The following is a 20,921-nucleotide window of genomic DNA, read 5'->3' on the forward strand; positions in this document are numbered from 1 at the left end:
GATTATCACAACTGGTCGCGAGACTGGTTGGATAAGCTAAGAGCCCCTGGTTCGGACTCTCAGATTATCTCCTCATCAGGCTAATCACGGTTATTGACCCGGCAATTTGCCGGGTCTTTTTTTGCCTGTGATTTCTTAAGGGCTACCGCCGCAGCTGCGCGCAGTAATCCTGCTCCGGCATCGCTGCCGTGTACCACACATAATCGGCCTCGCCTGGTGCGACCTGCTCGCCCACCTCGGCCAGCAGCAAAACCTTGCTCTCCCCGACGCCCCCAGGTCTGCCAGGTGCAAAGGTATGCCCAGGTCCTTGCGCACGTGATAGGCCCCGGCGAACAGCAGCGACGGCTGCGGCGCCGCCAGCAGGCGCTCGGCCATCCGGCGGTCGCGCTGCTGCTGCACGGCCAGCATCGCCGGCAGCTGGCTTTCCGGCAGCATGCCGCAATGCCCGGCGCGCACCTGCTCCAACAGGGCGGCCCTTACCGCCGGTGCATTGGACTTTTCGCCCTGCAGCGGAGCCGGCTGTCGATAGGCCTGGCGCATTTCGCCGGGTGAAATGTTGGCTGCCAGCAAAGGCACCCGCTGCTGCAAGGCTTCGCTGACAATCGGCCCGTACATCTGCCAATCCCAGCCCTCCTGCCAGGCCAGCGCCTTGGGCAGGTTTGCCGGCAAAGGCTGCCCCTGCACCTTGTCGACCAGCGGTTGCTGCTCGGGCTGCAGCATCTCCAGCAACAGGCTGCCTTGCGCACGCTGGCCCTGCAATGCACGCAGCAGCCAAAGCTGCAGCGCGTGATGATCAGGGTTGTCATGTTTTTCGCCAACCAGCACACGGGGTGCGACAGCAAGGCGCTGCACCAACTGCCGAGCGCTGATCATCTGGCCATCGGCAAGGTCGATGATGTGCCCCAACTCGGCATGCGTGCGCCCTTCACTGCTCTGCCAAGCGGGCAATGGCGGCAAGCTGGCCTGGCAGCCGCCCAATGACAACATCAGGCAAAACGAAAAACCGGACAGCAGCAGGTGACGCATCGGCAATGCCTCCTAGCGGGCAATGATCAGCGGATGCCCACGCTCCGGGTGCGCCTGCACCAGCACATCGAGACCGTAGACTGCTCTCAACGCCGTTGGCGTCAGCACTTCTTCAGGGGAGGCAAACGCATGGCAGCGCCCCTGCTCCAGCAACAGGATACGGTCACAGTAACGCGCCGCCAGGTTCAGGTCATGCAGGATCACCAGCACTGCGGCACCACTGTCGGCGAAGCGGCGCACGGCTTCCAGGGTTGTGTGCTGATGCAGCGGGTCGAGCATCGAGGTCGGCTCGTCGAGCAGCAATATGCTGCCCTCTTCCCCTGGCCACAGCTGCGCCAGTACGCGGGCCAGGTGCACCCGCTGCCGCTCGCCGCCAGACAACGCCAGGTAACTGCGCGCCACCAGGTGCCAGGCATCTGCCGCCTGCAAGGCTGCCTGGACAATTTCTGCATCACGCCGCTGCCCGGTGCCATGTGGCATACGCCCCATAGCCACCACTTCCTCGACCCGGAACGAGAAACCCAAGCTGGACACTTGCGGCAATACCGCCAGGCGCCTGGCTCGTTCCTGCCCAGCCCAATCGGCCAAAGGTCGCCCTTGCAGCGTCACCCGCCCATGGTCGGGCGCCAGCTCACCGCACAGCACACCCAGCAGGCTGCTCTTGCCGGCACCGTTGGGGCCAAGCACGCCCACTACTTGCCCTGGCTGCAGTTGCAGGTGAATGTCGTGCAGTACCTCATTGCTGCCCCTGCGCAGATACAGGCCCTCTACTTGCAACATCAGCTGCGCCCTCGTATCAGCAGGAACAGAAAGAAAGGCGCACCGATAAACGCCGTGACGATGCCAATCGGCAGCTCGGCAGGCGCCAGCAGCAGGCGCGCTGCCAGGTCGGCGAACAACATCAACACACCGCCGGCCAGCAGCGAGGCCGGCAACACCACGCGGTGATCGGGCCCGGCCAGCAGGCGTACCAGGTGTGGCACGACCAGGCCGATAAAACCGATCAGCCCCGCAGCAGCCACTGCCGCGCCCACGCCCAGCGCGGTGCAGAACACCAGCTCACGCTTGAGCCGCTCCACGTCAACGCCCAGGTGACGCGCCTCTGACTCACCCAACAGCAGGGCATTAAGCGCCTTGGCCCGCCGTGGCAACCACATCGCCACACCGGCCGCCACCAGCAACAATGGCCACAAGCGTTCGTAACTGGCGCCATTGAGGCTGCCCAGGTTCCAGAAGGTCAGTGTGCGCAGGGTGGCGTCGTCGGCCAGGTAAGAAAACAGCCCCACGGCCGCGCCCCCCAGCGCGGTCATGGCCACACCGGCCAATAACATCGTGGCGACGTTGGTCTGGCCATCGCGGCGGCCCAGACGGTAGACCAGCGCAGTTACTCCAAGCCCCCGACAAAAGCGCAGAACGACAGCAGATAAGGCGCGAAAGCATCCGGCATGCCACCAAACCAGGCGCCGCCGACAATGGCGACCGCTGCCCCCATCGCTGCCCCGGCTGCAACCCCTACCAGCCCAGGGTCGGCCAACGGGTTGCGGAACAGCCCCTGCATGGCCACCCCGGACAGCGCCAGCACCGCACCCACCGCCAACCCCAGCAGGGTACGCGGCAGGCGGATCTGGCCAAGAATCATCTCGGCCTGCTGCAGGCCATCAGCAGCAATCGGCAGCCCCAACAGGCGCAGGCCGGCGCGCAGGGTGTCGAGCAGCGGCAGGCTGACAGGGCCCAGCGCAAGTGACAGCCAGACGGCCAACAGGCACAGCAGGCTCAGGCTAATGAACAATGTACGTGGCTGGACCCGCTGTTTCATTGCGCAAAGCTAGCCTGGGCTGCCGGGTAGAAAGTGGCTGCCAGCGACTGCAAGGTCGCTGGCAGGCGAGGCCCGAGCCCGCCGACCAGCAGCGTCGGGTCCAGTGACACCAGGCGTTTCTCCCGCACCGCCCGCGAAGCGGCCAGTGCGGGGTTTTCTTTCAACAGCGCCTGCAAGGCCTGCTCATCGGCCAGCGCCCGGTCGGAAAACACGATCACATCCGGGTCCAGCGCCGCCAGTGCTTCGTTGGAGAAGTTCTTGTAGCCCTGGTGCTCTGCAAGGTTGCGCCCGCCAGCCTGGCCCAACAGCCAGTCACCCGCCGTGCCCTGCCCGGCAATCAGCGGCTTGGCGCCGGCATGGCCGACCAGCAACACCACCCCAGGCGCCTGTTGCCCGGCCTGGGCCTGCTTGACCTTGGCGTGCAACGCATCAAGCTGCTGGCGGTAGTCCGTCGCCAGCGTCGCAGCCTGCTGCTCTGCGCCGAGCAACTGCCCCAGATGCTTGAGGTTTTCGTCCACCGCCGCCAGCTCGGCCTTGCTGGAGAACAACTCGACCCGCACGCCCGCCTTGCGGATTTGCGCCAGTACCGGTGGCGGCCCCATTTCCTCGGTGCCCACCAGCACATCCGGGCGCAGGCTGAGAATGCCTTCGGCCGACAACTGACGCTGGTAACCCACGCTAGGCAGCGATTTCAACGAAGCCGGGTGCTGGCTGGTCGTGTCCACTCCGACCAGGCGGGCTTCACCGCCCAGCGCGGCTATCCACTCGCTCAGGGCGCCACCCGCGCTGACCCAGCGTTGCGGCAGTTCGGCCGCCAAGGCCTGGGTAGAAAGCACAAGGCTTGCGCATAAGGCGAGCAAAGCGGCGGGACGGCGCATCATCGGGTTCCTTCTGAAGGCGGGCCGCGCGCCTTGTGGCGAGCGACGGAACTGCGCACCATAGACAGTCGGGCGCAGCGAATGCGGGCAATTTGATAATTATTCGCATTGAAGCGTCAAGCCATCACGTGTTTCACGAGTCATCCTTGCCATGCATTTCCTTTGTAACTCCCACGGCCTGGCCGAAGGCCAAAGCCGCGCCTTCAGCGTAGACGGGCTCGAACTGTTCGGCGTGCGCCGCCAGGGCCAGGTTTACCTGTACCGCAACCGCTGTCCACACCGGGGCATCCCGCTGAACTGGGCAGAAGACGCGTTTCTGGACGACGGCGCCAGCCTCATCCACTGCGCCCATCATGGCGCGCTGTTCCTGATAGAAAGCGGAGAATGCGTGGCCGGCCCCTGTGAGGGTGATCAACTGCAGGCCCTGGGCTGCCTCGAAGACAGCCAGGGCATCTGGTTCAAGGGTTAAGCAGCACTGGCAAGCGGCGGTCGATGACGATGCCTTCGGCATCCAACCGGGTGCCGTAGGCCAGCACCTCCACCCCATCCGCCACTGCGGCACGCAGCGCCTGGGCATACGCCGCATCGATTTCCTCGGCCGGGCGCACCGCTTCTACATCGGTCAGGTTCACACAATACAGCTGCACCGCCCGCACCCCCTGCCGCGCCAACTTCGCCAGCTCGCGCAAATGCTTGGCACCGCGCTGCGTCACCGCATCGGGAAAGGCTGCGACTGCGGTGTCGGGGTAGCCCAGGGTCACGCTCTTGACCTCGACATAAACCGGGGCCCCGTCGAACTCCAAACGAAAGTCGATGCGGCTGCCTTCCTCGCCATAGGCCACTTCACGCTTGAGCGCGGTAAAGCCGGCCAACTCGGCGATGGTGCCGGCCCGCAGCGCCTCTTCGACCAGCGCATTGGCCCGCCCAGTATTCACACAAGCCAGCCGCCCTTGTGGGGTTTCGCTGATCTCCCAGGTGCCCGGAAGCTTGCGCTTGGGGTCGTTGGAGCGGCTGAACCACACCAGCCCGCCTTCACGCATGCAGTCCAGCATGGAACCGGTGTTCGGGCAGTGGATGGTCATCTGCTCGCCGCTGGTCAGTTCGATATCGGCCAGAAAGCGCTTGTAGCGGCGCAGCAGGCGGCCCTGTTCAAGAGGGGGAAAGAAACGCATCAGCCTTGCCAGCTCCGCAGGCCACGGGCAATACGCTGCACCGCCTCTTCCAGGCGCGGCAGGCTCTGGGTGTAGGCAAAGCGCACATGGTGCCCGGCCAGGTGGCGGCCGAAGTCCAGGCCCGGCGTGAAGGCCAGGTGCTCGGTCTCCAGGAAGTGTCGGCAAAAGGCGAACGCGTCACCGCCAAATGCGCTGATGTCGGCATACAGGTAGAACGCGCCCTGCGGCTCGACGGCAATGCGGAAGCCCAGTTCGCGCAGGGCGGGCAGCAAATAGTCGCGACGGCGGGCGAACTCGGCGCGGCGCTCTTCGAAAATGGCCAGGGTTTCGGGCTGGAAGCACGCCAACGCGGCATGCTGGGCCATGCTCGGTGCACTGATGTACAGGTTTTGTGCCAGCTTCTCCAGGTCAGCCACCGCGCCGGGTGGGGCCACCAGCCAGCCAAGGCGCCAACCGGTCATGCCGAAATACTTGGAAAAACTATTCAGGACGAACGCCGAGTCGTCCACTTCCAACACGCTAGGTGCGTCCATGCCATAGGTGAGGCCATGGTAGATCTCGTCCACCACCAGGTGACCATGCCGCTCGTGGGTGGCTTTGGCAAGGCTGGCCAGCGCCTCGCGCCCCAGCACCGTACCGGTCGGGTTAGCCGGTGAAGCGACCAGCGCACCGACCGAGTCCTTGTCCCAGTAACGCTCGACCAGGTCAGCGGTCAGCTGGTAATTCACCTCCGGGCCCACCGGCACCAGCTGCGCCCCACCCTCTACCAGGCGCAGGAAGTGGCGATTGCACGGGTAACCCGGGTCGGCCAGCAGCCAGTGCTTGCCCGGGTCGACCAACAGGCTGCTGGCCAGAAGCAGCGCGCCAGAGCCACCTGGGGTAATGAGAATGCGCTCCGGATCGATACTCAGGCCATAGCGCTGGCCATAAAAGCCGGCAATCGCTTCGCGCAGTGCCGGCAGGCCGCGTGCGGCGGTGTAACGGGTGTGCCCGGCGGCCAGTGCGGCCTGGCCGGCGGCGACGATGGGCGCGGCGGTGGTGAAGTCCGGCTCGCCAATTTCCAGGTGGATCACGTCGTGCCCGGCCGCCTGCAGCTCGTTGGCCCGGGCCAGCAGCGCCATGACGTGGAAGGGTTCGATGGCGCGGCTGCGCGCACTGTAGGGGTGGGCCATGACCTTCTCTCAATTGGGTCTAAACTGGAGATTCTACCTCTGCACACCACCGAACGTGTGGCTTGCGCCGCTGTCAATTGCCAGTAACAGGCGGGGTAGCGCACCCCCGATCTATCTGGTAAGTTCGGCGGCTCGCAGTCGCAGGGCCGGCGGGTGCCGGAGATGGAGCAGCCTGCGCATTGGATCAGATGAGTGAGAGGCGGTCTATTCATGTCCACCGTAGAAAAGCAAAAAGCCCAGACCATGTACGGTGTCGAGCCCTACGTAGAAACCAAGGGTGAAGAGTACATGGGCGAGCCCATGAAAAAGCACTTCACCAAGCTTCTTGGCGCGTGGAAGCAAGAGCTGATGACCAGTGTGGACCGCACTGTGGACCACATGAAGGACGAAGCAGCCAACTTCCCCGACCCGGCCGACCGCGCCAGCCAGGAAGAAGAATTCGCCCTGGAGCTGCGTAATCGCGATCGCGAACGCAAGCTGATCAAGAAAATCGACAAGACCCTCGACAAGATCAAGGCCGATGAATACGGCTGGTGCGAATCGTGCGGTATCGAAATCGGCCTGCGCCGTCTGGAAGCCCGTCCTACCGCAGACCTGTGCTTCGACTGCAAGGAAATCGCCGAGAAAAAGGAAAAAACGGTCGGCAAAGGCTGATCTTTCTTCCACCTGAACGGGGCGCTTGATGCGCCCCGTTTCATTTATGTGCCCAGCCTGACCATGACCAACTCCAGCTACATCGGGCGCTTCGCCCCCACCCCCAGCGGCTTCCTGCATTTTGGCTCGCTGGTCGCCGCCCTCGCCTCCTGGCTCGATGCCCGCGCCGTCAATGGCCGCTGGCTGCTGCGCATGGAAGACACCGACCCACCCCGGGAAATGCCTGGCGCCCGTGATGCCATCCTGCAGACCCTGGAGCGTTATGGCCTGGAGTGGGATGGCGAAGTGGTGTTCCAGAGCCAGCGACACGATGCCTATGCCGCCGTGGTAGACCGCCTGTTCAACATGGGCCTGGCCTATGCCTGCACCTGCTCGCGCAAGCAGCTTGAAGGCTACAACGGCATCTACCCCGGCTTGTGCCGCAATGCCGGGCATGCCCGTGAAGGCGCGGCAATCCGCTTACGGGTGCCAGAACTGATCTACCGCTTCACCGATCGGGTGCAGGGTGAGTACCAGCAGCACCTGGGCCGTGAGGTGGGCGATTTCGTCATCCAGCGCCGTGACGGGCTGTATGCGTACCAACTGGCGGTGGTGCTGGACGATGCCTGGCAGGGTGTTACCGACATCGTGCGCGGCGCCGACCTGCTCGACAACACCCCGCGCCAGCTGTACCTGCAAGAGCTGCTGGGCTTCTCGCAGCCGCGTTACCTGCACATTCCGCTGATCGTGCAGCCTGACGGGCACAAGCTGGGCAAGTCCTACCGTTCGCCTCCGCTGCAGGTGGAGCATGCAACGCCGTTGTTGCTGCGAGCCTTGCGGGCGCTGGGGCAGGACACCGACCCGGAGCTGCTGGTGGCAACGCCGGCTGAGGTACTGGCGGTAGCCCGTAAACAGTGGCGGCCAGAGGCGATTGCGCAGAAAACTACAGTGCCAGAGGCTGATTTGCGCTGAGGTTCTACCAGCCCCTTCGCGGGCACGGGCAAACCATCTCTCGAAAACAAAAGCCCAATGAATTCAAAATCTTGGCGAACACTGTGGATTCCCGCTAGCATCCCCCCCGCCATTTGCGCCAATAATAAGTCCAAGCCCGCAGCGCCCAACCATCGAGGCCAGCATGTACATCTATCGTTTGGTCCTGCTTCTGGTCGTGGGGATCTACCTGTTCTCCCCGGCCATCATGGACTGGTGGATCGAGCCGACCGGAGCCTGGTACCGCCCCTACCTGCTCTGGCTGATCCTGATCGTCGTCACCTTCATCCTGCAGAGCCAACGAGATGCCGATGAGCTTTAGCCTGACCCAGATGATCCTGATCAGCGCCGGGTACCTCATGGTGCTGTTCGGCGTGGCCTGGATCAGCGAGCGCGGGTTGATCCCGCGTTCGATCATTCGCCACCCGCTTACCTACACCCTGTCGCTGGGCGTGTACGCCAGTGCCTGGGCCTTTTATGGCTCGGTGGGCCTGGCCTACCAGTATGGCTACGGCTTCCTCGCCTGTTACCTGGGGGTGTCCGGCGCCTTCCTGCTGGCACCGGTGCTGCTCTACCCGATCCTCAAGATCACCCGCACCTACCAGCTGTCATCGCTGGCCGACCTGCTGGCGTTCCGCTTCCGCAGCACCTGGGCCGGGGCATTGACCACCATCATCATGCTCATCGGTGTGCTGCCGTTGCTGGCTCTGCAGATCCAGGCGGTGGCCGATTCGATCAGCATCCTTACCGGTGAGCCGGTCAAGGCCCGGGTAGCGTTTGCCTTCTGTACGCTGATCATCCTGTTCACCATTTTCTTCGGCTCGCGGCACATTGCCACGCGTGAGAAACATGAAGGGCTGGTTTTCGCCATCGCCTTCGAGTCGGTGATCAAGCTGCTGGCCCTGGGCGGTATCGGCCTGTACGCCTTGTATGGCGTATTCGGCGGCCCGCATGAGCTGGAAGTCTGGCTGCTACAGAACCAGACCGCCCTTGCCGCCCTGCACACCCCGCTGCAGGAAGGCCCATGGCGCACCCTGCTGCTGGTGTTCTTCGCCTCGGCCATCGTCATGCCGCACATGTACCACATGGCCTTCACCGAAAACCTCAACCCGCGCTCGCTGGTCAGCGCCAGCTGGGGACTGCCGCTGTTCCTGCTGCTGATGAGCCTGGCCGTACCGCTGGTGCTGTGGGCCGGCCTGCGCCTGGGCGCAAGCACCAACCCCGAGTACTTCACCCTGGGCCTGGGGATTGCCGCCAACAACCAGGCATTGGCACTGCTGGCCTACATTGGCGGCCTGTCGGCGGCCAGCGGCCTGATCATCGTCACCACCCTGGCGCTGTCGGGCATGGCCCTGAACCACCTGGTGCTGCCGCTGTACCAACCCCCGGCCGAGGGCAACATCTACCGCTGGCTGAAGTGGACCCGACGGGCACTGATCGTCGCCATCATCACCGCCGGCTTCATGTTCTACCTGACCCAGAACAACCACCAGAGCCTGGCCAACCTGGGCATCGTCGCCTTCGTCGCCACCTTGCAGTTTTTGCCTGGCGTGCTGTCGGTACTGTACTGGCCGACCGCCAACCGCCGCGGCTTCATCGCCGGGCTGCTGGCCGGCACCTTGGTGTGGATGGTGACCATGCTGCTGCCGCTGCTGGGCAACCTGCAGGGTTTCTACATTCCGTTGCTGGACATGATCTATGTGCTGGACGACACCAGCTGGCACATGGCGGCAATCGCCTCGCTGGCGGCAAACGTGCTGTTGTTCACCCTGATCTCGCTATTCACCAACGCCAGCAACGAAGAGGTCAGTGCGGCCGAAGCCTGCGCGGTGGACAACGTGCGCCGCCCGCAACGCCGCGAGCTGCACGCCGCCTCGCCCCAGGAGTTCGCCACTCAGCTGGCCAAACCGCTGGGGGCCAAGGCCGCACAAAAGGAAGTGGAGCAAGCCCTGCGCGACCTCTACCTGCCGTTCGACGAGCGCCGCCCCTATGCCCTGCGCCGCCTGCGCGACCGCATCGAGGCCAACCTGTCCGGCCTGATGGGGCCGAGCGTGGCCCAGGACATGGTCGAGACGTTCCTGCCGTACAAGTCCGGTAACGAAAACTACGTGACCGAAGACATCCACTTCATCGAAAGCCGCCTGGAAGACTACCACTCGCGTCTGACCGGCCTGGCCGCCGAGCTCGATGCCCTGCGCCGCTACCACCGCCAAACCCTGCAGGAGCTGCCCATGGGCGTCTGCTCGCTGGCCAAGGACCAGGAAATCCTGATGTGGAACAAGGCCATGGAAGAGCTTACCGGCATTGCCGCCAAGCATGTGGTCGGTTCGCGCCTGCTCACCATAGACGAGCCTTGGCGCGGCCTGCTGCAAGGGTTCATCGACGTGCCCGACGAGCACCTGCACAAGCAGCGCCTGGCGCTGGACGGCCAGCCGCGCTGGCTGAACCTGCACAAGGCGGCCATCGACGAGCCGTTGGCCCCCGGTAACAGTGGCCTGGTGCTGCTGGTGGAAGACCTGACCGAGACCCAGGCACTGGAGGACAAGCTGGTGCACTCCGAGCGCCTGGCCAGTATCGGCCGCCTGGCCGCCGGCGTGGCCCACGAAATCGGCAACCCGATCACTGGCATCGCTTGCCTGGCGCAGAACCTGCGTGAAGAACGCGAAGGCGATGGCGAAATCATCGAGCTGTCCAGCCAGATCCTCGACCAGACCAAGCGCGTGTCGCGCATCGTCCAGTCGTTGATGAGCTTCGCCCATGCCGGTGGCAGCCACCAGAACAGCGAGGAACCCGTGTGCCTGGCCGAAGTGGCACAGGATGCCATCGGTCTGCTGGCGTTGAACCGGCGCAATTTCGAAGTACAGTTCTTCAACCTCTGCGACCCAGACCACTGGGCCGAAGGGGACCCGCAGCGCCTGGCCCAGGTGCTGATCAACCTGCTCTCCAACGCCCGCGACGCCTCGCCCGCCGGCAGTGCCGTGCGCGTGCGTAGCGAGACCAGTGAGCACACCGTCGACCTGATCGTCGAAGACGAGGGCAGCGGGATTCCGAAGAACATCCAGGACCGCCTGTTCGAACCCTTCTTCACCACCAAGGACCCGGGCGAAGGAACCGGACTGGGGCTCGCTCTGGTCTATTCCATCGTGGAAGAGCATTATGGGCAAATCACCATCGACAGCCCGGCCGATATCGAACGGCAACGTGGCACCCGGATCCGCGTGACCCTGCCCCGGCATGTCGTAGCGACGTCCCCTGAAATTCGAGACCGTCGAGAGAATTGAATCAATGCCGCACATTCTGATCGTCGAAGACGAAACCATCATCCGCTCGGCCCTGCGTCGCCTGCTTGAGCGGAACCAGTACCAGGTCAGCGAAGCCGGCTCGGTGCAGGAAGCCCAGGAACGCTTCAGCATTGCCACCTTCGACCTCATCGTCAGTGACCTGCGCTTGCCAGGCGCTCCCGGCACCGAGCTGATCAAGCTCGGCCAGGGCACCCCGGTGCTGATCATGACCAGTTACGCCAGCCTGCGCTCGGCGGTGGACTCGATGAAAATGGGCGCGGTGGACTACATCGCCAAGCCCTTCGACCATGACGAGATGCTGCAAGCGGTGGCGCGCATCCTGCGTGACCGGCAAAACGCCCCGGCCGCCGCACCCGCTGCCGAGCCACGCGCCAGCAATGGCAAGGCTGCCTCAGCCGATAAAAGCAGCGCGGCAGCGGCCAATGGCGAAATCGGCATCATCGGCTCGTGCCCGCCCATGCAGGACATGTACAGCAAGATCCGCAAGGTCGCACCCACCGACTCCAATGTGCTTATCCAGGGTGAGTCGGGCACGGGTAAAGAGCTGGTGGCCCGCGCCCTGCACAACCTGTCGCGCCGGGCCAAGGCGCCGATGATTTCAGTGAACTGCGCGGCCATCCCCGAGACACTGATCGAGTCCGAACTGTTCGGCCACGAAAAAGGCGCGTTCACCGGTGCCAGCGCCGGGCGCGCCGGCCTGGTGGAAGCCGCCGATGGCGGTACGCTGTTCCTCGATGAAATCGGCGAGCTGCCGCTGGAAGCCCAGGCTCGCCTGTTGCGCGTGCTGCAGGAAGGAGAGATTCGCCGGGTGGGGTTCGGTACAGTCGCAAAAGGTGGATGTGCGCCTGATCGCCGCGACCCACCGCGACCTGAAGAACCTGGCCAAGGCCGGCCAGTTCCGTGAAGACCTCGATTACCGCCTGCACGTGATCGCCCTGAAGCTGCCGGCCCTGCGCGAGCGCGGCAGCGACGTCAACGAGATCGCCAGCGCCTTCCTCGCTCGCCAGAGTGCGCGCATCGGCCGCGACGACCTGCACTTCTCGGCCGAAGCCGAGCAGGCCATTCGACACTACAGCTGGCCGGGTAACGTGCGCGAGCTGGAAAACGCCGTGGAGCGCGCGGTGATTCTCAGCGAGAGCGCAGAGATTTCCGCCGACCTGCTGGGTATCGACATCGAGCTGAGCGACCTGGAAGAAGACGACATCCTCGACAACGCCCTGGTGGTGGCCAGTGCGGCCAGTGCCAGCCACGAGCCGACCGAGGACCTGTCGCTGGAAGACTACTTCCAGCACTTCGTGCTCGAACACCAGGACCACATGACCGAGACCGAACTGGCACGCAAGCTGGGCGTCAGCCGCAAGTGCCTGTGGGAACGCCGTCAGCGCCTGGGCATCCCGCGGCGCAAAAGCAACGCTACCAGCGAATAACCAGCCTGCGCACGGTACGCCGCAGCAATTGCGGCGCCTATGCGATCGAGCGCCGCGCGGGCGGCGCTCGATCGCATAGGCCCTGAACGGGCCATGGCGAGCACACCTGGCTTCAAAGCCCCCCGGTAACACATCAGTTCCCGCAAAAATCTGTTACCCAACCTTTCCGCCGTAACAGTTCCCGAGGCGTACGGTAACGAAATTTCGACATTTTCGGCGTCACAAAAATCACCAGAACACCTCAACCCCTTGATTTTGCTAGGTTTCAAAAAGTTGGCACGGCACCTGCTATATGCTTAGTACAAAAACAATAACAAGCACTGCAACCTACAATAAGAACAAGACGAAACGGCTCACGCACAATAAAAACAAGACGGCGGAGGCGCAGCTAACTGATTCTTTTGGAGAGGATGCGTGTTTGGGGCTTGCCCCACGACCAGGCAGAGAACAACAAAAACTGCACTAAAAAGCAGCGCCTGAACTGGTTGGATCGACAGATCAACGTGACATCAGCGGCCAAAGCAATCCGTTTGCTCTTAACCCCTGGTTTAGGGGTCGTCCACAAGCTTCGAGATTTGTGGACAGGGCGCTCAACAAAAACAAGAAGCCCAGCAAAAAAAACAATAAGAGCACGCAACGACTTCTTGGGGAGCTTAGGCTCCCCTTGTCGTTTCTACCCTTCTGGCAGGCATCCTGCCACCCGCCTACACCATTCCTCGAGTAAATGCTAGAATCCCCGCCCATCATGCGGCCATTCTCCTATTCTTGGCCGAACATTCCTTCACACAGTGCATCCCATGCTGAAGAAGCTGTTCCAGTCTTTCCGCCCGCCCGTACCGGGCCCGCACCACAGGCGCACCACGCCTGAGGTGATCAACAAGAGCCAGCACTCGCTGCAGCGCCACCAGTTCAGCCGCCATGCGGTGAACATCGTGGAGCGCCTGCAAAGCGCCGGCTACCAGGCTTACCTGGTCGGTGGCTGTGTCCGCGACCTGATGCTGGGCATCACGCCGAAGGACTTCGACGTCGCCACCAGCGCCACCCCCGAACAGGTTCGTGCCGAGTTCCGCAACGCGCGCATCATTGGTCGCCGCTTCAAGCTGGTCCACGTGCATTTTGGCCGTGAGATCATTGAAGTCGCCACCTTCCGCGCCCACCACTCGGAAGACGACCAGGGCGACGCCCACCGTTCGTCGCATAACGCCAGTGGTCGCATCTTGCGAGACAACGTGTACGGCACCCTGGAAGAGGACGCGCAACGCCGCGACTTCACCATCAACGCCCTGTACTACGACCCGGTCAGCGAGCGCATTCTCGATTACGCCAACGGTGTGCACGATGTGCGCAATCGCCTGCTGCGGCTGATTGGCGACCCGACCCACCGTTACCAGGAAGACCCGGTGCGCATGCTGCGTGCGGTGCGCTTTGCCGCCAAGCTCGACTTTGGCATCGAAAAGCACACCTTCCAGCCGATCCGCGGCCTGGCCCCGATGCTGCGCGAGATTCCGCCCGCGCGCCTGTTCGAAGAGTGCCTCAAGCTGTTCCTCAGCGGCCAAGGTGCTATCGCCTTCGAAATGCTGGTCGACCTGGAGTTGTTCGAGCCGCTGTTCCCTGCCAGCGCCCATGCCCTGGACGAGCGCCCAACCTACACCCACACGCTGATCAGCCAGGCGCTGAACAACACCGACCTGCGCGTGAAGCAGGGCAAACCGGTGACGCCGGCCTTCCTGTTCGCTGCACTGCTGTGGCCAGCCCTGCCAGCCCGCGTGCTGCACCTGCAGAACCAGGGTGTGCCGCCGATCCCGGCCATGAACGGTGCGGCTCACGACCTGATCGCCGAGCAATGCGCGCGCATCGCCATTCCCAAGCGTTTTACCCTGCCGATCCGCGAGATCTGGGACATGCAGGAGCGCCTGCCACGCCGCAGCGGCAAGCGCGCCGACATGCTGCTGGACAACCCGCGCTTCCGCGCCGGTTACGACTTCCTGCTGTTGCGCGAAAGCGCTGGGGAAGAAACCGACGACCTCGGCCAGTGGTGGACCGATTACCAGGATGCCAACGACAGCGAGCGCCGCGAGATGATCCGCGAGCTGGGCAACCGTGACGAAGGCACCGGCGCCGGCCCACGCAAACGCAAGCGCAGCGGCAGCAAACGCAAACGCGGTGGCGACGAGGCGTTCGAGTGACCATTCGCGCCTATGTAGGCCTGGGCAGCAACCTGGACGCACCTGCCGAGCAGTTGCGTAGCGCCTTGCAGGCGCTCGACCAGGTCGAGGCCACACGCCTGGTAGCGGCCTCGGCACTCTACACCAGCGACTCGCTGCTGCCTGGCCAGCCGCGCTATACCAACGCCGTGGCCGCGCTGGACACAACCTTGGCGCCATTGGCCCTGCTCGATGCCCTGCAGGCCATCGAGAACGACCAGGGTCGCGTGCGCAAGGAACGCTGGGGCCCGCGCACGCTGGACCTGGACATTCTGCTGTTCGGCGACCAGGTACTCGACGAGCCACGCCTGAAAGTGCCGCATTACCACATGCATGCCCGCCCCTTCGTGCTGTACCCGCTGGCCGAACTGGTACCGGGCGACTTCCGCCTGGCCGATGGCCGCGCGCTCGCACAACTGCTCGACGGCTGCCCGTTCGTCGGCCTGGAACGCCTGTAAACCGGGCGTTCCAGCCTGCCGCCCAGCAGCGGTAACGCCAGTAACACCCTGATCGTAACAATGCGGTAACAGGGTGATTGACTTCCCTTACCTCGCTCACGACTATAGGCGTCCCGTGTGGCACCAAAGTGCCGCATACCCGTATTTAGGCCCGGACGGACCTGTACCCGAACATCACACGCGATGATGTGCCGCTCCGGAAGATGACTACACGCGTTGAATGCAGTCGTTTTTTACAGCGCCTGAACGAGGAATTTCCTACATGCCTGAAGTAACCCTTACCACCCTCAATGGCCTCAAGGCCAAGGGTGAAAAAATCACCATGCTGACTTGCTACGACGCGACCTTCGCCAAGGCCGCCAGCCAGGCCGGCGTTGAAGTGTTGCTGGTGGGCGACTCACTGGGGATGGTCCTGCAGGGCCACGACAGCACCTTGCCGGTAACCACGGCAGACATGGCCTACCACACCGCCTGCGTCAAACGCGGCAACGACGGTGCGCTGATCCTCGCCGACCTGCCTTTCATGGCGCACGCTACCCCGGAGCAGGCTTTTGCCAACAGCGCCACGCTGATGCAAGCCGGCGCCCACATGATCAAGATCGAAGGCGCAGCCTGGCTTGCCGAAACCATCCGCCTGCTGGCCGAGCGTGGCGTGCCGGTGTGCGCACACATGGGCCTGACCCCGCAAACCGTCAATGTGCTGGGCGGCTACAAAGTGCAAGGCCGCCAGGAAGCCCAGGCCCGGCAGATGCGCGCCGACGCGATTGCCCTGGAGCAGGCCGGTGCGGCCATGCTGCTGCTCGAATGCGTACCCAGCGAACTGGCGGCGGAAATCACCAACGCCGTGGGTATTCCCGTAATCGGTATTGGCGCGGGCAGCGCCACCGATGGCCAGGTACTGGTGCTGCACGACATGCTCGGCTTGTCGCTGAGTGGCCGGGTACCGAAGTTCGTGAAAAACTTCATGCAAGGCCAGCCAGATATCCACAGCGCCCTCGTCGCTTATGTCGAGGCCGTCAAGCAAGTCAGCTTCCCAGGCAGCGAACACGGGTTCAGTGCATGAATACAGTCAAGACCGTCCGCGAACTGCGCGCGGCAGTAGCCCGCGCCCGCGGTGAAGGCAAACGTATCGGCTTCGTGCCGACCATGGGCAACCTGCACAGCGGCCACGCGGCGCTGGTGACCAAGGCCGCGCAGCGCGCCGATTTTGTGGTCGCCAGCATCTTCGTCAACCCGCTGCAGTTCGGCGCCAACGAAGACCTCGACAAGTACCCGCGCACTTTGGCCGCCGACCAGGAGCGCCTGCTGCAGGCCGGCTGCAACCTGCTGTTCGCGCCCGCCGTGGAAGAGATGTACCCCGACGGCATGAGCGTGCAAACCCGCGTCAGCGTGCCCCAACTTTCCGAAGGCCTGTGCGGCGCCAGCCGACCAGGGCATTTCGAAGGCGTGGCCACGGTAGTCAGCAAACTGTTCAACATGGTTCAGCCAGACCTTGCCGTGTTCGGCGAGAAGGACTTCCAGCAGCTGGCGGTGATCCGCGCCATGGTGCGCGACCTGAACATGCCGATCCAGATCATCGGCGAACCCACCGTGCGTGCCGACGATGGCCTGGCGCTGTCGTCGCGCAATGGCTACCTCACGCCTGAGCAGCGTACTGCCGCGCCAGCGCTTTACCGCACGTTGCAGCACATTGCAGCGGGCATCGGCCGTGGCCAGCGCGACTTTGCCGCGCTGGTCGCAGAAGGCCAGGCGCAACTGAGCGCTGCGGGTTTCCGGCCGGATTACCTGGAAGTGCGCCATGCCGTGAGCCTGCGCCCGGCACTGATCGACGATCGAGACCTGGTGGTGATCGCGGCGGCGTACCTGGGTAACACGCGGTTGATCGACAACCTGTACCTGCATCTGGAAGAAAAGACTGCGTAACGGCATTGGGCTGCTTTGCAGCCCATTCGCGGGCAAGCCCGCTCCCACGGGCGCCCGCCAAATTCCCCCGCCATACCCATTCCCTGCAAGTGGCCTTTGCCTATAATGATGCCAGCCTGAACCCGGCAATAACTGCCGTGTCCAAGGCCTCACCACGCACCAAGGGAACCCCGCGCAATGGCGTATTACCGTACACCCCACGATGTGACGGCCCTGCCCGCCTGGCAGGCGCTTCAGCAACACCGCGACGCCATGCAAGGCTTCAGCATGCGCGAAGCCTTCGCCGCCGATGCCCAACGCTTCGACCAGTTCTCCCTGAGCTGCTGCGGCCTGTTCCTCGACTACTCGAAAAACCTGATCACCGAACAAAGCCGCGACCTGCTGGTGAACCTGGCCAACGAAGTGGGCCTGCAGGACGCCATCAAATCGATGTTCGCCGGCGAAATCATCAATGCCTCCGAAGGCCGTCCGGTGCTGCACACCGCCCTGCGACGGCCCGTAGGCGACAAGCTCAGCGTCAACGGCGTGAATGTCATGCCGGAAGTGCACAAGGTACTCAACCAGATCACCGAACTGGTCGGGCGCATCCACGACGGCCTGTGGCGCGGCTACAGCGAAAAACCGATTACCGACGTGGTCAATATCGGTATCGGCGGCTCGTTCCTCGGCCCCGAGCTGGTCTCCGAAGCGCTGCTGCCCTACGCCCAGCGCGGCGTGCGCTGCCATTACCTGGCCAATATCGACGGCAGTGAATTCCACGAGCTCTCGGCCAACCTGCGCGCCGAAACCACCCTGTTCATCGTCTCGTCAAAGTCGTTCAATACCCTCGAGACCCTGAAAAACGCCATGGCCGCGCGTACCTGGTACCTGGCCCAGGGCGGCTCGGAAGCCGAGCTGTACCGCCACTTCATCGCGGTTTCCAGCAACAAGGCCGCTGCGGTGGCGTTCGGTATCCGCGAAGAGAACATCTTCCCGATGTGGGACTGGGTAGGCGGGCGCTACTCGCTGTGGTCGGCCATCGGCCTGCCGATCGCCCTGGCCATCGGCACGGCCAACTTCAAGGAACTGCTGTCCGGTGCCTACACCATGGACCAGCACTTCCAGACCGCCCCCTTCGACAAGAACATGCCGGTGCTACTGGCCTTGCTAGGTGTGTGGTACGGCAACTTCTGGGGCGCGAACAGCCACGCGATCCTGCCGTACGACCACTACCTGCGCAACATCACCAAGCACTTGCAGCAGTTGGACATGGAGTCCAACGGCAAGAGCGTGCTGCAGGACGGCACCCCGGTGAAGACCGACACCGGCCCGGTTATCTGGGGTGGCGTGGGCTGTAACGGCCAGCACGCCTACCACCAGTTGCTGCACCAGGGCACCCAGCTGATTCCGGCCGACTTCATCGTGCCGGTCGTGAGCTTCAACCCGGTGGCCGACCATCACCAGTGGCTGTATGCCAACTGCCTGTCGCAAAGCCAGGCGCTGATGCTGGGTAAAACCCGTGAGGAGGCTGAAGCCGAGCTGCGCGGCAAAGGCCTGAACGAAGCGGATATCGAGAAGCTCGCACCGCACAAGGTGATCCCGGGTAATCGCCCGAGCAACACCCTGGTGGTCGAACGTATCAGCCCTCGCCGCCTGGGCGCTCTGGTGGCGATGTACGAGCACAAGGTGTTCGTGCAGAGCGTGATCTGGGGTATCAATGCCTTCGACCAGTGGGGCGTTGAGCTGGGCAAGGAGCTGGGCAAGGGCGTTTACCAGCGCTTGGTCGGCAGCCTGGAAGAAAGCGCCGAAGATGGCTCCACCCAAGGGCTGATCAACTACTTCCGCGGCCGCCACCGCGGGTGATCTAAAGCCTGTACGCACCTCTTCGCGGGCAATCCCGCGAAGAGGCCTGCAAGGTTGAACACCTCTCCCAGCTACACTGTCCTATCGAATAGCCGTTGCAGTCCATCGCCCCTTACAAGAGCAGGACCACCCGCCATGTTCGATATCCGCAACTATCCCCAGGCCCTGGCCGTCAGCCAGTCCGCCACCCTCACCCCCGACGAATACCATCGCCTGTACCGCCAGTCGGTCGACGATCCTGACACCTTCTGGGCCGAGCAGGCCAAACGCCTGGACTGGATCAAGCCCTGGTCGAGCGTGCAGCAATGCGACCTGAATACCGGCAAGGCCCGCTGGTTCGACGGTGCACAGCTCAACGTCAGCTATAACTGCATCGACCGCCATCTAGCCCAGCGCGGCGAGCAGACGGCCCTGCTGTGGGAAGGTGACGACCCAAAAGACTCCAAGGCCATCACTTACCGCGAGCTGCACCGCCAGGTCTGCCGCCTGGCCAATGCAATGAAGGCGCGCGGGGTCAAGAAAGGCGACCGAGTGTGCATCTACATGCCGATGATCCCCGAAGCCGCCTTCGCCATGCTCGCCTGCACCCGCATCGGGGCCATACATTCGGTAGTGTTCGGCGGTTTTTCCCCGACGCCCTGCGCGACCGCATTCTCGACGCCGACTGCCGCACCGTGATCACCGCCGATGAGGGCGTGCGTGGCGGCAAGCGTGTCCCGCTGAAACAGAACGTCGACAAGGCCCTGGCCAGCTGCCCAGCGGTCAGCAGCGTGTTGGTGGTGCGCCGCACCGGCGGCGATGTCGCCTGGGCCGAAGGCCGCGACCTCTGGTACCACGAAGTAACGGAAAAGGCCGGCGACGACTGCCCCCCGAGCCGATGGCGGCCGAAGACCCGCTGTTCATCCTCTATACCTCCGGCAGCACCGGCAAACCAAAAGGCGTGCTGCACACCACCGGCGGCTACCTGCTGCAAGCGACAATGACCTTCAAGGTAGTGTTCGACTACCGTGACGGCGAGGTTTTCTGGTGCACCGCCGATGTCGGCTGGGTTACCGGCCACAGCTACATCGTCTATGGCCCGCTGGCCAATGGCGCCATCTCGCTGATGTTCGAAGGCGTACCCAACTACCCGGACACTTCACGCTTCTGGCAGGTGGTGGACAAGCACCAGGTAAACATTTTCTACACCGCCCCGACCGCCCTGCGCGCATTGATGCGCGAGGGCTCCGCGCCGCTGCAGGGCACCTCGCGCAAGAGCCTGCGCTTGTTGGGCAGCGTCGGCGAGCCAATCAACCCTGAAGCCTGGGAGTGGTATTTCGAGGCGGTCGGGCAGAAGCGCTGCCCCATTGTCGATACCTGGTGGCAGACCGAAACCGGCGGCATCATGCTCACCCCGCTGCCCGGCTCGCAGGCACTCAAACCCGGTTGCGCCACACAGCCCATGTTTGGCGTGCAACCGGCGCTACTGGACGAAAAAGGCAAACTGATCGAAGGCCCCGGCGCTGGCCTTCTGGTCATCAAGGCCAGCTGGCCCGGGCAGATCCGTAGCGTCTATGGCGACCATCAGCGCATGGTCGACACCTACTTCAAACCCATGCCCGGCTACTACTTCACCGGCGACGGTGCCCGCCGCGACGCCGATGGCGACTACTGGATCACCGGGCGCATCGACGATGTGATCAACGTGTCCGGGCACCGCATAGGCACCGCCGAAGTAGAAAGCGCACTGGTGCTGCATGACAGCGTCGCCGAGGCAGCCGTGGTCGGTTACCCCCACGACCTCAAGGGCCAGGGCGTCTACGCCTTCGTCACGACCATGAATGGCGTGACGCCAGACGACACGCTAAAGGCCGAGCTGCTGGCACTGGTCAGCAAGGAAATCGGCAGTTTCGCCAAACCCGAGCTGATTCAGTGGGCGCCGGCGCTACCCAAGACGCGCTCAGGCAAGATCATGCGGCGTATACTGCGCAAAATCGCCTGCAACGAGCTGGACAACCTGGGCGATACCTCGACCCTTGCCGACCCCAGCGTGGTACAGGGCCTGATCGACAAACGCCTTAACCCGTAACCGGCGGCCG

General features: G+C 63.7%; 14 protein-coding genes and 4 pseudogenes. 12 read left to right on the forward strand and 6 right to left on the reverse strand.

From position 1 onward, the window contains the following. Positions 1-142: 142 nt before the first annotated feature. The 4 genes and pseudogenes from AB5975_06240 to AB5975_06255 form a co-directional block, all read right to left on the reverse strand. Positions 143-1,026: pseudogene (locus AB5975_06240) on the reverse strand (ChaN family lipoprotein). A gap of 12 nt (positions 1,027-1,038) precedes the next feature. After that, positions 1,039-1,806, reverse strand: coding sequence for a heme ABC transporter ATP-binding protein (locus AB5975_06245; GenBank protein XDR21464.1), 768 nt, complete (start codon positions 1,804-1,806; stop codon positions 1,039-1,041). Next, a pseudogene (locus AB5975_06250) lies at positions 1,806-2,788 on the reverse strand (FecCD family ABC transporter permease). Before AB5975_06250 ends, AB5975_06245 begins: the two are co-directional and overlap by 1 nt. 50 nt (positions 2,789-2,838) lie before the next feature. Next, the gene (locus tag AB5975_06255) at positions 2,839-3,723 is read right to left on the reverse strand and encodes a hemin ABC transporter substrate-binding protein (GenBank protein ID XDR21465.1); all 885 of its coding nucleotides are present in this window, start codon (positions 3,721-3,723) and stop codon (positions 2,839-2,841) included. Positions 3,724-3,871: 148 nt separating this feature from the next. Here AB5975_06255 and AB5975_06260 point away from each other — a divergent pair, with 148 nt between their 5' ends. After that, on the forward strand, positions 3,872-4,189 hold the full coding sequence (locus tag AB5975_06260; protein XDR21466.1) for a Rieske (2Fe-2S) protein: 318 nt from the start codon (positions 3,872-3,874) through the stop codon (positions 4,187-4,189). Here AB5975_06260 and sfsA read toward each other — a convergent pair. Next, a complete protein-coding gene (gene sfsA, locus AB5975_06265; GenBank protein ID XDR21467.1) occupies positions 4,179-4,892 on the reverse strand; it encodes a DNA/RNA nuclease SfsA in 714 nt (237 codons plus the stop codon). The genes AB5975_06260 and sfsA overlap by 11 nt on opposite strands. After that, positions 4,892-6,064, reverse strand: coding sequence for a pyridoxal phosphate-dependent aminotransferase (locus AB5975_06270; GenBank protein ID XDR21468.1), 1,173 nt, complete (start codon positions 6,062-6,064; stop codon positions 4,892-4,894). Before AB5975_06270 ends, sfsA begins: the two co-directional genes overlap by 1 nt. Before the next feature lie 210 nt (positions 6,065-6,274). Here AB5975_06270 and dksA point away from each other — a divergent pair, with 210 nt between their 5' ends. From dksA to acs, 11 genes and pseudogenes are all read left to right on the forward strand, one after another. After that, positions 6,275-6,718, forward strand: coding sequence for an RNA polymerase-binding protein DksA (dksA, locus tag AB5975_06275; protein ID XDR21469.1), 444 nt, complete (start codon positions 6,275-6,277; stop codon positions 6,716-6,718). Positions 6,719-6,781: 63 nt separating this feature from the next. Further along, positions 6,782-7,669, forward strand: a complete 888-nt coding sequence (gluQRS, locus tag AB5975_06280; GenBank protein XDR21470.1) for a tRNA glutamyl-Q(34) synthetase GluQRS — start codon at positions 6,782-6,784, stop codon at positions 7,667-7,669. 163 nt (positions 7,670-7,832) lie between these two features. Next, a complete protein-coding gene (locus AB5975_06285; protein XDR21471.1) occupies positions 7,833-8,009 on the forward strand; it encodes a hypothetical protein in 177 nt (58 codons plus the stop codon). Next, positions 7,993-10,968, forward strand: a complete 2,976-nt coding sequence (locus AB5975_06290; protein ID XDR21472.1) for an ATP-binding protein — start codon at positions 7,993-7,995, stop codon at positions 10,966-10,968. The genes AB5975_06285 and AB5975_06290 overlap by 17 nt, the downstream gene beginning before the upstream one ends. A gap of 4 nt (positions 10,969-10,972) precedes the next feature. Further along, positions 10,973-12,416: pseudogene (locus AB5975_06295) on the forward strand (sigma-54-dependent transcriptional regulator). 797 nt (positions 12,417-13,213) lie between these two features. Continuing rightward, positions 13,214-14,602, forward strand: a complete 1,389-nt coding sequence (locus tag AB5975_06300) for a polynucleotide adenylyltransferase PcnB (GenBank protein XDR21473.1) — start codon at positions 13,214-13,216, stop codon at positions 14,600-14,602. Beyond that, entirely contained in the window at positions 14,599-15,078 is a 480-nt protein-coding gene (gene folK / locus AB5975_06305) for a 2-amino-4-hydroxy-6-hydroxymethyldihydropteridine diphosphokinase (protein ID XDR21474.1), read from the forward strand. The genes AB5975_06300 and folK overlap by 4 nt, the downstream gene beginning before the upstream one ends. Positions 15,079-15,340: 262 nt before the next feature. Continuing rightward, entirely contained in the window at positions 15,341-16,141 is an 801-nt protein-coding gene (gene panB / locus AB5975_06310) for a 3-methyl-2-oxobutanoate hydroxymethyltransferase (GenBank protein XDR21475.1), read from the forward strand. Next, entirely contained in the window at positions 16,138-17,001 is an 864-nt protein-coding gene (gene panC, locus AB5975_06315) for a pantoate--beta-alanine ligase (GenBank protein XDR21476.1), read from the forward strand. Before panB ends, panC begins: the two co-directional genes overlap by 4 nt. Before the next feature lie 177 nt (positions 17,002-17,178). Next, entirely contained in the window at positions 17,179-18,843 is a 1,665-nt protein-coding gene (gene pgi, locus AB5975_06320) for a glucose-6-phosphate isomerase (GenBank protein ID XDR21477.1), read from the forward strand. Between the two features lie 135 nt (positions 18,844-18,978). Beyond that, positions 18,979-20,911: pseudogene (gene acs, locus AB5975_06325) on the forward strand (acetate--CoA ligase). Positions 20,912-20,921: the final 10 nt, after the last annotated feature.

The organism is Pseudomonas putida, assembly GCA_041071465.1.
Classification (GTDB): Bacteria; Pseudomonadota; Gammaproteobacteria; order Pseudomonadales; family Pseudomonadaceae; genus Aquipseudomonas; species Aquipseudomonas putida_P.

Bases quoted from the DNA above. Each gene is read 5' to 3' on its own strand.
- AB5975_06245 (XDR21464.1), bottom strand. From the start codon at position 1,806: ATGTTGCAAGTAGAGGGCCTGTATCTGCGCAGGGGCAGCAATGAGGTA.
- AB5975_06255 (XDR21465.1), bottom strand. From the start codon at position 3,723: ATGATGCGCCGTCCCGCCGCTTTGCTCGCCTTATGCGCAAGCCTTGTG.
- AB5975_06260 (XDR21466.1), top strand. From the start codon at position 3,872: ATGCATTTCCTTTGTAACTCCCACGGCCTGGCCGAAGGCCAAAGCCGC.
- sfsA (XDR21467.1), bottom strand. From the start codon at position 4,892: ATGCGTTTCTTTCCCCCTCTTGAACAGGGCCGCCTGCTGCGCCGCTAC.
- AB5975_06270 (XDR21468.1), bottom strand. From the start codon at position 6,064: ATGGCCCACCCCTACAGTGCGCGCAGCCGCGCCATCGAACCCTTCCAC.
- dksA (XDR21469.1), top strand. From the start codon at position 6,275: ATGTCCACCGTAGAAAAGCAAAAAGCCCAGACCATGTACGGTGTCGAG.
- gluQRS (XDR21470.1), top strand. From the start codon at position 6,782: ATGACCAACTCCAGCTACATCGGGCGCTTCGCCCCCACCCCCAGCGGC.
- AB5975_06285 (XDR21471.1), top strand. From the start codon at position 7,833: ATGTACATCTATCGTTTGGTCCTGCTTCTGGTCGTGGGGATCTACCTG.
- AB5975_06290 (XDR21472.1), top strand. From the start codon at position 7,993: ATGCCGATGAGCTTTAGCCTGACCCAGATGATCCTGATCAGCGCCGGG.
- AB5975_06300 (XDR21473.1), top strand. From the start codon at position 13,214: ATGCTGAAGAAGCTGTTCCAGTCTTTCCGCCCGCCCGTACCGGGCCCG.
- panB (XDR21475.1), top strand. From the start codon at position 15,341: ATGCCTGAAGTAACCCTTACCACCCTCAATGGCCTCAAGGCCAAGGGT.
- panC (XDR21476.1), top strand. From the start codon at position 16,138: ATGAATACAGTCAAGACCGTCCGCGAACTGCGCGCGGCAGTAGCCCGC.
- pgi (XDR21477.1), top strand. From the start codon at position 17,179: ATGGCGTATTACCGTACACCCCACGATGTGACGGCCCTGCCCGCCTGG.